12 protein-coding genes are annotated in these 13,334 nt (G+C 41.5%); 1 reads left to right on the forward strand and 11 read right to left on the reverse strand.

Features of this window, described 5'->3' with window-relative positions; translation table 11 throughout:
• Nucleotides 1–2: 2 nt before the first annotated feature.
• The 11 genes from BLP87_RS05315 to BLP87_RS05365 form a co-directional block, all read right to left on the reverse strand.
• Nucleotides 3–1,010, reverse strand: coding sequence for a glycosyltransferase family 2 protein (locus tag BLP87_RS05315; RefSeq protein WP_083334491.1), 1,008 nt, complete (start codon nt 1,008–1,010; stop codon nt 3–5).
• Entirely contained in the window at nt 1,003–2,226 is a 1,224-nt protein-coding gene (locus BLP87_RS05320) for a hypothetical protein (RefSeq protein WP_074461768.1), read from the reverse strand. Before BLP87_RS05320 ends, BLP87_RS05315 begins: the two co-directional genes overlap by 8 nt.
• A gap of 7 nt (nt 2,227–2,233) precedes the next feature.
• Nucleotides 2,234–3,424 (reverse strand): glycosyltransferase family 4 protein, encoded by a 1,191-nt coding sequence (locus BLP87_RS05325; RefSeq protein WP_074461769.1) that lies wholly within the window; start codon nt 3,422–3,424, stop codon nt 2,234–2,236.
• Between the two features lie 11 nt (nt 3,425–3,435).
• Nucleotides 3,436–4,725: a glycosyltransferase family 4 protein gene (locus BLP87_RS05330; protein WP_074461770.1), complete on the reverse strand. Its 1,290-nt coding sequence runs from the start codon at nt 4,723–4,725 to the stop codon at nt 3,436–3,438.
• A gap of 2 nt (nt 4,726–4,727) precedes the next feature.
• Nucleotides 4,728–5,636, reverse strand: coding sequence for a glycosyltransferase (locus BLP87_RS05335; RefSeq protein WP_074461771.1), 909 nt, complete (start codon nt 5,634–5,636; stop codon nt 4,728–4,730).
• Nucleotides 5,637–5,650: 14 nt separating this feature from the next.
• Nucleotides 5,651–6,829, reverse strand: a complete 1,179-nt coding sequence (locus tag BLP87_RS05340; RefSeq protein ID WP_074461772.1) for an EpsG family protein — start codon at nt 6,827–6,829, stop codon at nt 5,651–5,653.
• Complete coding sequence (locus BLP87_RS05345; RefSeq protein WP_074461773.1) at nt 6,826–7,638, reverse strand: glycosyltransferase family A protein; 813 nt, start codon at nt 7,636–7,638, stop codon at nt 6,826–6,828. The genes BLP87_RS05340 and BLP87_RS05345 overlap by 4 nt, the downstream gene beginning before the upstream one ends.
• Nucleotides 7,639–7,698: 60 nt before the next feature.
• Nucleotides 7,699–8,880: a YveK family protein gene (locus BLP87_RS05350; RefSeq protein WP_074461774.1), complete on the reverse strand. Its 1,182-nt coding sequence runs from the start codon at nt 8,878–8,880 to the stop codon at nt 7,699–7,701.
• A gap of 61 nt (nt 8,881–8,941) precedes the next feature.
• Nucleotides 8,942–10,348, reverse strand: a complete 1,407-nt coding sequence (locus BLP87_RS05355) for a sugar transferase (RefSeq protein WP_027209193.1) — start codon at nt 10,346–10,348, stop codon at nt 8,942–8,944.
• A 15-nt stretch (nt 10,349–10,363) separates the two neighbouring features.
• The gene (locus tag BLP87_RS05360; protein ID WP_074461775.1) at nt 10,364–11,110 is read right to left on the reverse strand and encodes a glycosyltransferase family 2 protein; all 747 of its coding nucleotides are present in this window, start codon (nt 11,108–11,110) and stop codon (nt 10,364–10,366) included.
• On the reverse strand, nt 11,110–12,042 hold the full coding sequence (locus tag BLP87_RS05365) for a glycosyltransferase family 2 protein (protein ID WP_074461776.1): 933 nt from the start codon (nt 12,040–12,042) through the stop codon (nt 11,110–11,112). Before BLP87_RS05365 ends, BLP87_RS05360 begins: the two co-directional genes overlap by 1 nt.
• A gap of 184 nt (nt 12,043–12,226) precedes the next feature.
• On the opposite strand from BLP87_RS05365, the gene gmd reads away from it, so the two are divergent.
• The gene (gene gmd / locus BLP87_RS05370; RefSeq protein WP_074461777.1) at nt 12,227–13,318 is read left to right on the forward strand and encodes a GDP-mannose 4,6-dehydratase; all 1,092 of its coding nucleotides are present in this window, start codon (nt 12,227–12,229) and stop codon (nt 13,316–13,318) included.
• The last annotated feature ends 16 nt before the right edge of the window (nt 13,319–13,334 follow it).

Genomic DNA, 13,334 nt, shown 5'->3' on the forward strand with positions numbered 1-13,334 from the left:
CCTCAAAGTCCTCTTAATGCTGCATGAAGGCTGCGCACCAAACGTGGTGCAGGTGCAAGTATGCACAGGTAAGCCTTATTTTTTCCGGTCAAATACTTATTAGTAATAATACCAAGTATATTCTTTCTGATATTTTTTACAACATCAATATAGAATAAATTATCACTTGTCATCTTACTTACGGGAATATGCAAGAGATAATCAAGTCTCTGATAATAACCGAATCTCTCAGCAATAGGTATGAGATTCTTGTAGTTTTCTTTTACAATATCAAGTGCTACGTCTGCATTGCGCACTATATCTGTAAATACGGAAGGAAAATACTCTTTATCTTCCGCTTTTTTTCTCGAATTACTTCCAAGTCTGTAGAAAACATGATAGTACTGCTCGGGAAGAACGATAAGCTTATTTACCTTAGGAAGAACATCTAGCATGAGTCTAAAATCCTCGTTTAGCTCTCCTTCAGGGAATTTCAGGCCTCCGTCAAAAATACTTTTCCTTGTTATCTTGGTACAAAAAGAGGCATCTCCGGTGTGAAGAAGCAGCTTTTTGAGCTGTTCTTCGGAAGAAAGCTCCGTGATATCCGAAGGAGGAATAACTACATCCGGAAGTCTTTTGCCGTCCTCTGAAATCTCATCTCTTGAAATCTGCACCATATCTGCATCATATTTGACCGCAGCCTCCGCAAGCGCTCTGTACATTCCCTTATCGACAAAATCATCACTGTCGACAAAACCTATATAATCACCTGTTGCATGCGCCATTCCCAGATTTCTGGCACTGCTGGAGCCTCCGTTTTCCTTGTGAAGAGCAGTTACATTCTCATATACGGAAGAAAGCTTATCACAAAGCTCTCCCGTTGAATCTGTGGAACCGTCATCCACTATGATAACCTCAAGTTTATCCTTTGGATAATCCTGCTCTGCAACGGAGCCGACACACTTCTCAAGCAGTGTCTCTATATTATATGCAGGTATAACAACCGTTATCTTGGGCATAGATTCAGGCACTTGTAACCTCCCGCTCTCTCATCTGAAGGTAGAGATCGTATCCGACAATCATGATAACTGCAAGCATTGCGATTGACAAAGGCCACAATGTAAGGACTGTCGAACCAAAAAGATATCTTGTATAAGTTATCATTGTTATCACCTGTAAAGCAACGCAAACAGGAACGCGCTTAATACTTATAATTCCGTAGATAACCGCCATGACTTCGGGAATATAACCGTATCTCTCATGCATTGCAGGCAGACAGAAACAGCACACTTCCGCGGTAAATACCACTAAAGTCACCATATATTTTCCGGTCAGGTCGAAGTTCTTCTTATAAATATAATATGCAAGTATTCCCATGATTATTACTGTCGCCATGGTACCTGCAGAAATCAGCACCTTCCTTACCGGACCGCTTAAGTCGCTCGCAACGATCGTATAGATACTGGGATAGTTCATCGTAAGTCTTGAGAACATCTGAACCTGTCTTCCGTAGGTTCCAAGAAGGTCTCCCCAGCTTCTTCCCGCAATAGCTGCAGGAACCATTGCAAGCACATGTATAACGGGTATCCAGAAAACGTATCTGATCTTGATCTTGTTTTTTAACCATATAAGGACAACAAACGGCACAAAGAATATCGCCTGTTGTTTAAAACTGTAGGCAAAAGCCAGATAAATGAATGCTCTGTTGTCATTTCTTTTAAGAATATGAAGGAATGAAAGAAGCACAAACGCTGTGTAGATTGAATCGTTCTGTGCCCAGGCGGCGCTGTTAAGCACAGCTGTCGGAAGGAACATCATAACAGCGTAAGCCATCATTGATTTGGTAAGATTATTGTCTGTAACGTGATATACAATCCTAAAGATTGTGATCGCGCAGATAAAATCAAACAATACGGGAACACTCTTTACCAGATAAATATCGGGAATACTGCCTCCGATGTAGTGAAGAATAACTATCACATACTGAAACAGGCAATTGTAGTCAAACGTACTCGCTTCCGACACACCGGGCTTGATGCCAAGATAAGCAAATCCTCCGGCAGCGTGGCACTCTCTCATCCAATCCGCAAATGCCTTCACATAATCTCCCGACTTTACAGTGAAAAGCGTCAGTCTGAAATATAATCCAAGACATGTAAGTATGGTAAAAAACAACATGTCAAAGATAGGGATCTTATGTTTAAATATTTTTATTTCCGTCGTAAAAAAGTCATCTATAAATCTCATATTTTCCTCATTCCAGACAATTTCCTTCAGTCATGGCTCGAAGGATGCTCTCAGGTTTTATAATCTCCGCTTTGCTCATAGGTCCGATATCTGCAGGTCTCGGAACGGCTCCGTCAATATATTCTCTGCAAAATCTGACAAACTCCATGGAAGCATTTTTCGCATTCCAGACCTTTTCTATAGTATCATATCCGTTTTTCGCGAACTGCAAAATTTTATACTTTTCTTGAAATAAAGACAATACCTTTTTCTTAAAATCTTCACAATCGCCGTTCCTGTAAGAAAACCCGTTCTCTCCGTCCGTTATTAGAAAAGGCACGGCTCCGGCTTCCCTTGATGCAACAACCGCGCATCCGCACTGCATGGCTTCATTCACTACAGCTCCCCACCCTTCAAGGTAGTTACTGGTGAAAAGAAATATATCCGAATCCTTCATGTGCATTGTAACTTCTTCAGGCTTAAGATTTCCCAAAAAGCTAACATTTGCTGACAGTCCGGCGTCTGACACGGATTTTTCAAGTTCTTCTCTCATGTATCCATCGCCTATCATCTTAAGCTCGTAGTCATATCCGAATTTCTCAAGCTCTTTGCAAAGCTCGATCGCATACTCGGGGTGTTTGAGTTTTACAAATCTTCCCGCCCAGCAAAGCCTTATCTTATTATCAGTCTCACTCACTCTGAAACTTCTGTCTTTTACATCCGGGTAATATCCCCACTTGAGCATCTTATCGGGATATGCATGAATAAGCTTAAAGTCCGCAGAAACATAAGCCCCCGCGCACAAGAGATAAACAGGCTTTTTCCGGTATCTGATATGCTCGTTGTACTTTTTCATAAGTCCGCGCGGGCTGAGCCACTTGATCCTGCTTCCTCTGTAGATTCTTTCACTTACGCGAAAAGAAAGCCTTCCTGAAGACAGCCTCTTTTTCTCAAGCTCTGACGTGATTCCTTCCGTCCAGCCGAAGATTACGACATCACTGTTAAGAATAAGCTCTTCGCAGTATTTCTCATCCTCGTAAAAAAGAGAGACATACGGATAGTCCTTCGGATCAACCGCCCATCCCATGTTGATTCTCTTTTCCTCCATGGGCATCGCCTGGACAAAGTGAAAGTCAACATCCTCAAACAGGCTGCTCATAGCATCGCAAAACGGAATCTGATGATGATTTATGTAGTTGGACACAAATGTTATTACCACAGATTTCTCCCTTATTTTCTGCAGATTGCATCATAAATCTCAAGAAGTCTCTTGTAATTGATATCGGCATTGTGAGTCTTCGCTGCGCGCTTACTTGCATTGTCTCCGTAAACGGCTGCAATAACGGGTTCATCCCACATCTGCAAAATTGCTTCCGCAAGTTTCTTGTAGTCCATGTTGTCAAATATTATGCCATCCATCCCGTCCGTTATCATGTCCGGAATACCGCCGGCATTGGCCGCAACGACAGGCACTCCCAGAAGCATCGCTTCCCCAACGGAATTGGGTGAATTCTCAACAACAGAAGCACATACAAACACACTGCTCATCAAGAAGCGGTTTTTCATCTCGACATCCGACAAAGATCCGACCATCGTAACTTTCTTCCTAAGCCTGTTCATTGCGATAAGCCTCTTAAGATACTTGCCGTAAGCACTGGCGCGCATAAAATACGGATACTTGCTCTTACCTCTGCCGATTATGTTATTTCCCGCAACATACACATGCGCATCGGGATATTTCTTCAGTATAAGCGGCATTGACTCAAGCAAAAAGTGAAATCCCTTAAGCGGATAATCGCCCTGAGAAAGAAAAATGCTGTGAGGAATAGCTTTCCTCTCTTCCCATTTTCCCGAATAAAAGCAGGGTCTCATGGTCTCGTTCATGGCAAAATACTCTGCACGCGGATTGATGCTGTGCGACGCCTCTTTGTCAAACGTCGTTCTTCCCGTCACATTTCCCGTGAGCAAAAGAACTTTTTTCTCATTTTCGGCTCTTAACTTGAATTTCTCCTGCTGCTGAATAAGCGAATCCTCTTTCAGTCTGTCTCTGAAAGTTGTGGACTCCTGTACTTTCTTTGGAAGCCCCGCCATATAAGCTTTGGCGATCTCCGTACATACGCCCTGTATCCCTACAAGACTTCTCTCCGGTCTTCCAAAAGCTCTGAGCGCCGCAAGAGCGTGCGGAAACTCGGTTCCGAAAACATGAACAATATCAGGCACAAAATCTTCGATTATCTGCTTAAATCTTGATTCCAGGCTTTCATCGTAGTTTTCCGGATGTCCAAGGTCCTCTTTGAATCCGTAATAAGTTATTCCCTCAACAGTTTCTTTTCCCTCCGACACAGATTCTTCCGAAGGAAATGCAATAGCGAGAGTTATTTTTTCTTCGGCTGCCGTATTCTTTTCTTTCTGAAGCCTGTCAAGGCAGCCTGTAAGCCATCCTTCCCTGACCGAGTATTCAATTCCATGCGCCTTGGCATAGGCAGGGAGCATGATGTTACAGACCCATAATATTTTCAAATTTATTTCTCCTTAAGCCTGTATATTGCACTTTTTATCTTATTATATATACCGGCTGTGATTTTATTTTCCGCAAGGGCTGTCCTTAATTTTGAAAGAGTCAGAACTCTGATAAGGTCATACTTTCTTATCTGCGCTCCGGTCAGATAAAGCTTTATGATCTCTTTTCTCTCTTCTTCGGAAAGCTTCTTGTTCTGATCCGAGAACCCTCCACCCTCGTAGTCGGCAACTATTCGCGGAATATAGAAAGTGCTTGCTTTATCTCTGTAATAACAACGAAGGAACTGCTCATAATCAGCCCTTACCTTGTATCTGAGCTCAAAAGGATTTTTGTATACAAGTCTCTCATCATAGAAACAAGCCTGATGCGACGGAAGATTCCTGTAACATGCGTGATCGTCGATCTTTGGATTTGAATGGATCCTGTTGCCCGTCGAGCAATCAAATATATCTCCGTAATAGATTGCGGGAAGTGTCGTTCCCTCCTTTGAATTGCGCTCTATTATCGCATCATGAACGTCCCTAAGAACGTTCTCATCCCTGAATGTGTCTCCGCAATTTAAAAAGAAAATGTACGCAGGCTCTTCACCCGCTCTAAGGAGCTTAACTTCATCAATATTCTCCGCATCCTGGTCTATCGCACGCATGCTTATTATCTTTTCCTCAAGATAAGATGCGGCAATATTCATAGCGTGGTAAATTCCGCTGTCACAGCTCTCCACAAGGATCAGATCTTTGCCGACTTCGTACTTGGATTTTAATTTCTCTATCGAGCCGTCCGTGGACATTCCATCCTTAACAAGAATGCGATACTCCGTAAAAGTCTGCCTTCTGATACTCTCAATCGTATCGATAAGCTTATCTCCGGCGTTATATGAAACCACTATTATATTAAAAAAAGTTTTTTTCATTTCATTCATACTCTTTAATACCCTGTCTCAGAAAGAATCGGCGGCATTTCGTCAAACATTATCGTCGTGTACGGAAGTATTCTCGTTCCGTTTGCAGGCGCTATTCTCTTCATAAATATCACAAAATACATAAAACATCCGGCAAGAACCAGCATCGAGCAGATCTTTCTTTTCTTAGGATCCTTGATTCCAAGCAAAAGCGCCGGAACAAACAATACATGCGTTATCGTAAGATAATAAGATATTCTTGAGATCACCTCATCCGTCAAAAATGCCGCAAATACATAAAGCGCAAGCGACATTACATTACAATGGAAAAAGAAAATGTTCTCCCTGTTACCCTTTATCTCATCCTTGTACAAATAGATTGATGCCGCAAGAATAAGTGCGCACCTTGCAATACTTATATAACTGTAATGTATCGGGCCTGCGACCATCCTGTCATAAGTTGCCGTTCCCTGATAGTCCGAATAGATCTTAACCGCAATCTTCGCATAAATCGGTCTTAAAAAGAAACACGAAGCTCCCAAAGCAGCTCCCAAAACATACATCCATTTCTTCCAGTTTATCACCGCGATCGGATATAGCACCAAGATTATCAGAAGAGATTTGTGAAAAAGAGCTCCCACAATGATCATAAGAACAAATCTTGGGTAATCTTTTTTCACCAGATATTCTATTGAAAGCAAGGCTATACCCAGCCCGAAATAATAACGAACGGTACTTAATGACTGAAAATAAAAGCCCAGCAACATAAACATTGCAAATGACAATTCAAACCACTTACTCTGCCTCCATATCCCTTTCATAAAAAAAAGAACTGTAAGAAAAGCAAATATGGCAAATACCAAAACATAGTTCTCAAATCCGCAGAGCTTATAAATAACATATGTTAAGGCTTTAAACCCCTCTTCTTCCGGAACTTTTGGAGTCCAGCCGTCTGACTTTGAGTTGATAAGATGCATATGCTCAACATACGTTGCGTAGTCGTTTCCTACGTTCAGCCTAAGTGCCGACACAGCAAACAGCCCCAGAAATATTGCCGCAAGTACGATGGCATTTATGGCATCCTGCCTTGTCATCCCCCTGTACAGACCGATACGTCCGCAGTCCGCACATTCGGATACGGTATTCTTTTTTACCAAAAGAAGCAGCGCAAGCACAGCTACCGTCAATGTAAAATATACTATCATTTTGCCTTCTTAAGTTCCCTTCCCTTTCCGATGCCGTCGGAAAGAAGCCTGAAACACTTAAACAATCCCTTCTCCGCACACATTTCTTTTCTATATTTGAAAAGAAATCTAAAACCGAGAATATCAGCGAGGCTTCCGTACAAAAACGCATACAAGACACCTCTGTCATAAAAAAACTTATCCGTATATCCCTTAAACCAGGTGGACTTTCCGGCTTCTTCATGTCCCAAAGCCACAGTAGTCCTGTATATCTTAAGTCCCGCTTTTAAACAATCATGTAAAAAAAGGCTGTCCTCGCCGTTCATATAAGGCGCTCCGCCTCCGAATAAAAGAGAATACTTTACTCCGCTTTCCAGAAGTTTCTCCCTCCTTGCAGCGATCGCGTACGCGGGATATCTACCGTAATTTTTCCATGTAACGGGAGCAAAATCGACATTCCAATATGTTTCTCTGCCCTCCTGAGCCTTTACGTTAAAAAGAATCATGTCGGCCTCAGGGTGATCGTCGAACTCTTTTACGATCTTATCCGAATAGCCCTTGTCATAGATAATATCATCATCGCCAAAATGGATCAGTTCGCTGTCAGCCTTGGATAAAGCGGTATTTCTCGAAAGTCCTACACCTTTTTCACATCTTATAAATGCGCGTATCATCTTTGTTCCCGCTTCGAAGGTCTCATCTTTTGATTCCCCTTTGGTTCCAACAAGCTGATTTACTATTACTGCATCCGTCTCAATATTCATTTTATCCGGGAGCTCGTGCACATCCTTATTAACGGATGACACCAATATCTGCAATCTTCCTGACATAGTCTCTTTCGCTTAATTCATATATCATACGGTGTCAAAATTTACTTTTTGCCACCTTCATCATTTGATTCCGTAGTATCTCTTAATAAATTTAAGATCCGCACGTGTAAATACAATTCCGAGCACCGGGCATTCAATCTTTTTTAGCTGTGAAATCAAATGCTCCGTCATTGCCGCATTTTTCTTTCCGTAAGGAACCGCGAGTATTGCGCCTTCTGCTGCCCCTATATCCGAAGCCGAAATTGCTTTTATCTTGGAAAGCTTTTCATCATAATCACTTCCGAGAGTCTTCTTAACCGATTCAAGGTCTTTTTCGGAAAAAGATGCATTATCTGCCGCATCGGATGAGATCAAAACTATATTCTCTTTATCTGCAACATATTTATCGTAAAGTTTGGCAAGCTCGCCTCTTAACAGGTCACATGCTTCATTTCCCTGAAATACGGTTCCAAGCACTCTTATGCCGTATCTTTTCTCGCATTCTTCGGGTACGTAGATTGCTTCATCAACGGCATCAATCAAAAGAATTGCCAAAAAAGCCAAAACAACCGCAAGGATTGCACCAAATACAATCGCCACACCCATCCTGTTGTCAGCCTTCTCAAGGTAGACATCACTTTTTGACATACATACTATTGACTCAAAAGCTTTTGACTCATTGTAAGTCGGGTAGCTTTCAAGGCTTTTGATGAATGCATCAGTCAATTTTTCTACGAGTTCTTTATCAGTCTCATTTATCGTAACAAGGAGAAAGCGCTCGTTTGAGATTATGTCTCCTTTTACATTTATCTTGGATTCATCCTTTATAACATCAACTCCGGCTTCTTCCAAAGCCTGTAACTGATTGGAAATATCCGGTCCGCCGGCGGCTTCAAGGACTTTCATCCTTTCCTGCGATATATCCACTCCCTCTTCTTTCATAGTCTTAACAAGTTCAAGAAGGAAATCGTGGTCGTTAAAAATAAAATTGGTCCATGTAGCCCCGTTATACCAGTCAAGAACTCTCTCACCCTCAGCATTTCGAATATACGCATCATCTGAGTAAGTCAGATAGAATCTTGCCTGTGCCTCATATCTTCTCTCCGGTCCGAAAGTTACCGTCACAAGATAATAGATTCCTCCTGCAAGGATTGCGCCGATAAACGCAGCAACCGGAAGAATCCATATTTTTTTTAGGAACCTCAGGTAAAAACTCCTAAGATTCAAGGTCTCATCGGTATACTTAACTTTATTTGTGTCCATGTATTCTTGTCTCCGTATGCAGTTACACAATCTGCCCTGTAATCCGCAGTTTCTCTGCGCATTATGAGTTCTTCATAGCTGTTGTCTGATCATCCTCAATACCTTCGGTACTGTCCGGCGTGAACATGATCTTTGCGGTAAGAAGAAGCAGCTTAATATCAAGCCAGATAGAATAATTCTCTATATAAGTAAGATCAAGCTTAAGCTTGTCATAAGGCGTGGTATTATATTTGCCGTAAATCTGCGCATAACCTGCAAGTCCCGCTTTTACCCTTGTCCTAAAGGCAAACTCAGGCATATCCTCAAGATACTGCTTAATGATCTCAGGTCTCTCAGGTCTGGGGCCGATAAATGACATGTCACCTTTTAAAATATTAAATAACTGCGGAAGCTCATCCAATCTGCATTTTCTGATAAAACTTCCAACGGGAGTTATTCTTGAGTCATTCTTGGAAGCAAGTCTTGCAACACCGTCTTTCTCAGCATCGACACGCATACTTCTGAATTTCATTATCTTAAACTCACGTCTGTTTATCGTGCATCTAACCTGCTTATACAGAACGGGGCCTCCGTCATACATTTTTACAGCAATAGCGGTGATAAGCATAAAAGGTGAGCTGAGAACTATAAGTACAAGAGCAAGCACAATATCCATGATTCTCTTTATAAATCTCTGCTCCACTTTAATTGAATAGTCTCTTAAAAGGAAAACCGGAGAGTCAAAAAGATGAAGCTGTGTCGAGCCTTTAAGAAGAACGTCTGTTATCTTTGGCATGACATAGATTCTCTTGTTATTCCCATAGCAGAATTTAACAATCCCGTTTCTATACTGATTTGGAACATCCCAGATAATAACTCCGTCATAATCTTCAAGGCATTCTTTATATATCTTTTCTATGCCCTCAGAAATGTTCATCTTCTTGATGATCCTGTATTTATCTTTTCTTGTATTGAATTTCGCAATGATGTCATCAGCCGCATATTCTCCGTTTATGAGAAGGAGTTTTCTCGGCGGGAATATCGACATGTAGATATAGTTTGTTATGTGTGCCCATGCAAAAGAAATAAACAGCTGTATTAAAAATACCGCAACCAAAGGAATCGGATCTATTAACCAGTTCCTTACAAACAAATACTGACAATATGTAATAAAATTAACTATGAATAATGCAAAAATCTGAGACAAAAAAACATCCATAGGCTTAAGATAGCCTATCTTAAGACCGCCATAGGCATTAGAAAAGAACAAAAGCAATATGAAATAAAGCGCCAGGGTTACAACATGCCCCCAAAAAGCATATTTAATACCGGGACCAAAATCCCATCCATCTTTACTCACTCTTTTAGAGCTCAGAATCGGATAATAAGTAGCAAACCAAAACCACGCATACACAGCAGTCTGCATGGCAAGTCCTATACCCCCCAACAGTAAAACCATAATTCTTTTTACAGATTCAATGTGTTTCATATAATCCACAGACACTTAAAGCCTTCTCAGCGTTGCTCGCAGCGCCCATCCTCCAAAATAAAATAATGACTCCAAAACCGACAGATTAGCTATATTCCTGTAAAGGAACCAGATTCTCTCTATTGCAATAAACTTATTAGATGAAAGCGACTTTGGTGGTCTTCTGTATATTGCAAGATTCTCATCAAGTCCGTAACCGACTATTCCACTCTTAAGTATTCTCCACCATGTGGCTGTGTCCTCACTCGGAACATCCGGCATATGTATGATCTCCATGTCGATCTTTTCCGTATCGAACATGACAGTAGTTGTAAATATAACCGTTCTTGAAAGTGCCTGTCTGAAATTCATTGTCTCGGGAACATGAACTATCTTTCCCGTAGGTCTTGCAAGTCCGTCGCCAAACTCATATGAATGAAAAGCAAATGCCGCTCCTGTTTTCTCTATGAATGCTATCTGCTTTTCAAGCTTATCCGGCATCCAGACATCATCCGCATCCAGGAATGCGATATATCTTCCCGCCGATGCATCAATTCCCGTGTTACGGGCTTCTGCAGCTCCGGCGTTTCTCTCTTTTCTGATAAGTCTTATTCTCTTTCCGCTTGATTCTATTATATCGGATATAATCTCCGCACTGTTATCGGGCGATGCGTCATCAACAAGGATGAGTTCCCAGTCCTTGTAGGTCTGCTCACATACCATGTCGATAGTTTTCCTGATATATCTCGCCGCATTGTAAACGGGTACTACTATACTTACCATTAAATTTCCTCTTTAACTATATATAAAGGACGCTTTTTCACCTCGGTATAGGTCTTGGAAAGATACTGACCTACAATTCCTATGCAAAAAAGCTGTATTCCGCTTATAAGTGAGATTATACACACAAGCGAAGGCCATCCGTTTGTTTCATCGCCAAATGCCAACTTTCGCCATATCGTAAATATTATGAAGACAAAAGAAAACAAACAGAAAAACAATCCCGTAAATGCCGCAAACGAAAGCGGTATCGTTGAAAACGCCATTATTCCGTCAACCGCATATATAAAGAGCTTCCAGAAAGACCACTTAGTCTCACCCTTTCTTCTCTCCACATTTTCAAACTCAATCCACTTATTCTTAAAGCCTACCCATCCGAATATTCCCTTGGAAAAACGATTATATTCCTTAACAGACAGCACCGCGTCAACAAACTGCCTTGTCATAAATCTATAATCTCTTGCACCGTCAACAATCTCAGTCTTGGACATTCTGTTTATCATCTTATAGAACATCCTTGCAAAAAATGATCTGATCGGAGGCTCACCTTTTCTGTTTACCCTCCTTGTAGCTACGCTGTCATATCCTTCTTCCTCAACAGCCTTATACATTTCAGGCAGAAGCGCCGGCGGATCCTGAAGATCGCAGTCCATTATAACAACGTAGTCTCCCGCCGTCTTTTCAAGTCCCGCATATATAGCCGCCTCTTTTCCAAAATTCCTTGAAAAGCTGACAAGCTTAACACGTTTGTCCTTATTATTGAGCTCTTTTACCATATCTACAGTCTTATCCGTCGAACCGTCATTTACATAGACAAGCTCAATATCGACATCCCGCTCTTTGAAAAAAGCTTCGTTCTTCATTAGTTCGTCGTAAAAATCCCGTATATTTTCCTGCTCGTTATAACAAGGAACTATAACGCTCAAAAGTTTCATAATTCTTTTCTCCAAATCATTCTTGCCCACAATATGTATAAATGCGCAGTCCTATTCAATATTTTACACTTAAAGCGCCTGTCTTTCAACGAACAAAAATTTGATGTCCCATGTTAAAAAGTGATAAACTATGATAAAATAAACACTTAATAAGAAGAATTTATCAAAAAATTTAGGAGTACACATGGGTAAAACAGCACTTATCACAGGTATAACAGGACAGGACGGTTCTTACCTTGCAGAATTTCTTTTGGAGAAAGGATATGATGTACACGGTATCATCAGAAGATCTTCCGTAGATTTCCGTGAAAGGATCGCACATCTTGAAGGAAAGCCTCACTTCCATCTTCACTACGGAGATCTCGGAGATTCAATGAGTATCCTTGGCGTTGTTTCTAAAGTAAAACCTGACGAGATATACAACCTCGCAGCACAGTCACATGTGCAGGTGTCTTTTGATTCGCCTGAGTTTACGGCAGATGTTGACGCAACCGGCGTATTAAGAGTTCTTGAAGCTGTACGTCAGTGTGGTCTTGCAGATACATGTAGAATATATCAGGCATCAACTTCAGAATTATACGGAAAGGTTGAGGAAGTTCCCCAGAACGAGAACACTCCTTTCCATCCATACAGCCCATACGCTGTTGCCAAGCTTTACGGTTATTGGATTGTAAAAGAGTACAGAGAAGCTTACAACATGTTCTGCTGCTCGGGAATCCTCTTTAACCACGAATCAGAGCGCCGCGGAGAGACATTCGTTACACGTAAGATCACTCTTGCCGCATCACGTATTGCTCAGGGCAAACAGGACAAGCTCTATCTCGGTAATCTCTCAAGCCTTCGTGACTGGGGCTATGCAAAAGATTACGTAGAATGTATGTGGCTCATTCTTCAGAATGACAAACCCGAAGATTTTGTTATCGCAACAGGTGTACAGCACTCAGTCCGTGAATTTGCTCAGCTTGCTTTCCACTATGCAGGAATCGAGCTTGAATTCAAGGGCGAAGGCGCTGAAGAAAAGGGCTATGACAAAGCAACAGGCAAGGTACTTGTTGAAGTATCACCCGATTTCTACAGACCTACAGACGTTGTTAACCTCTGGGGCGATCCTACCAAGGCAAAAGAAAAACTCCACTGGAATCCTCAGACAACATCTTTTGAAGAGCTCGTTAAGATCATGGTCGAACACGACATGGCCAAGGTTGCGGTTGAAAGAGCAAACGAGCATGTTGAATTTAATCTCGCAGAGTTTCTTGAAAAAGGTATTGATAAGTAATTAGAGAAAGAGGCGC

Origin of the sequence: Butyrivibrio hungatei, assembly GCF_900101605.1 — a bacterium.
GTDB classification, from domain to species: Bacteria; Bacillota; Clostridia; order Lachnospirales; family Lachnospiraceae; genus Butyrivibrio; species Butyrivibrio hungatei_B.

What these genes read in the sequence shown, in the direction of transcription:
- BLP87_RS05320 (WP_074461768.1), bottom strand. Translation starts at nt 2,226, where the DNA reads ATGAGATTTATAGATGACTTTTTTACGACGGAAATAAAAATATTTAAA.
- BLP87_RS05335 (WP_074461771.1), bottom strand. Translation starts at nt 5,636, where the DNA reads ATGAAAAAAACTTTTTTTAATATAATAGTGGTTTCATATAACGCCGGA.
- BLP87_RS05340 (WP_074461772.1), bottom strand. Translation starts at nt 6,829, where the DNA reads ATGATAGTATATTTTACATTGACGGTAGCTGTGCTTGCGCTGCTTCTT.
- BLP87_RS05345 (WP_074461773.1), bottom strand. Translation starts at nt 7,638, where the DNA reads ATGTCAGGAAGATTGCAGATATTGGTGTCATCCGTTAATAAGGATGTG.
- BLP87_RS05350 (WP_074461774.1), bottom strand. Translation starts at nt 8,880, where the DNA reads ATGGACACAAATAAAGTTAAGTATACCGATGAGACCTTGAATCTTAGG.
- BLP87_RS05355 (WP_027209193.1), bottom strand. Translation starts at nt 10,348, where the DNA reads ATGAAACACATTGAATCTGTAAAAAGAATTATGGTTTTACTGTTGGGG.
- BLP87_RS05360 (WP_074461775.1), bottom strand. Translation starts at nt 11,110, where the DNA reads ATGGTAAGTATAGTAGTACCCGTTTACAATGCGGCGAGATATATCAGG.
- BLP87_RS05365 (WP_074461776.1), bottom strand. Translation starts at nt 12,042, where the DNA reads ATGAAACTTTTGAGCGTTATAGTTCCTTGTTATAACGAGCAGGAAAAT.
- gmd (WP_074461777.1), top strand. Translation starts at nt 12,227, where the DNA reads ATGGGTAAAACAGCACTTATCACAGGTATAACAGGACAGGACGGTTCT.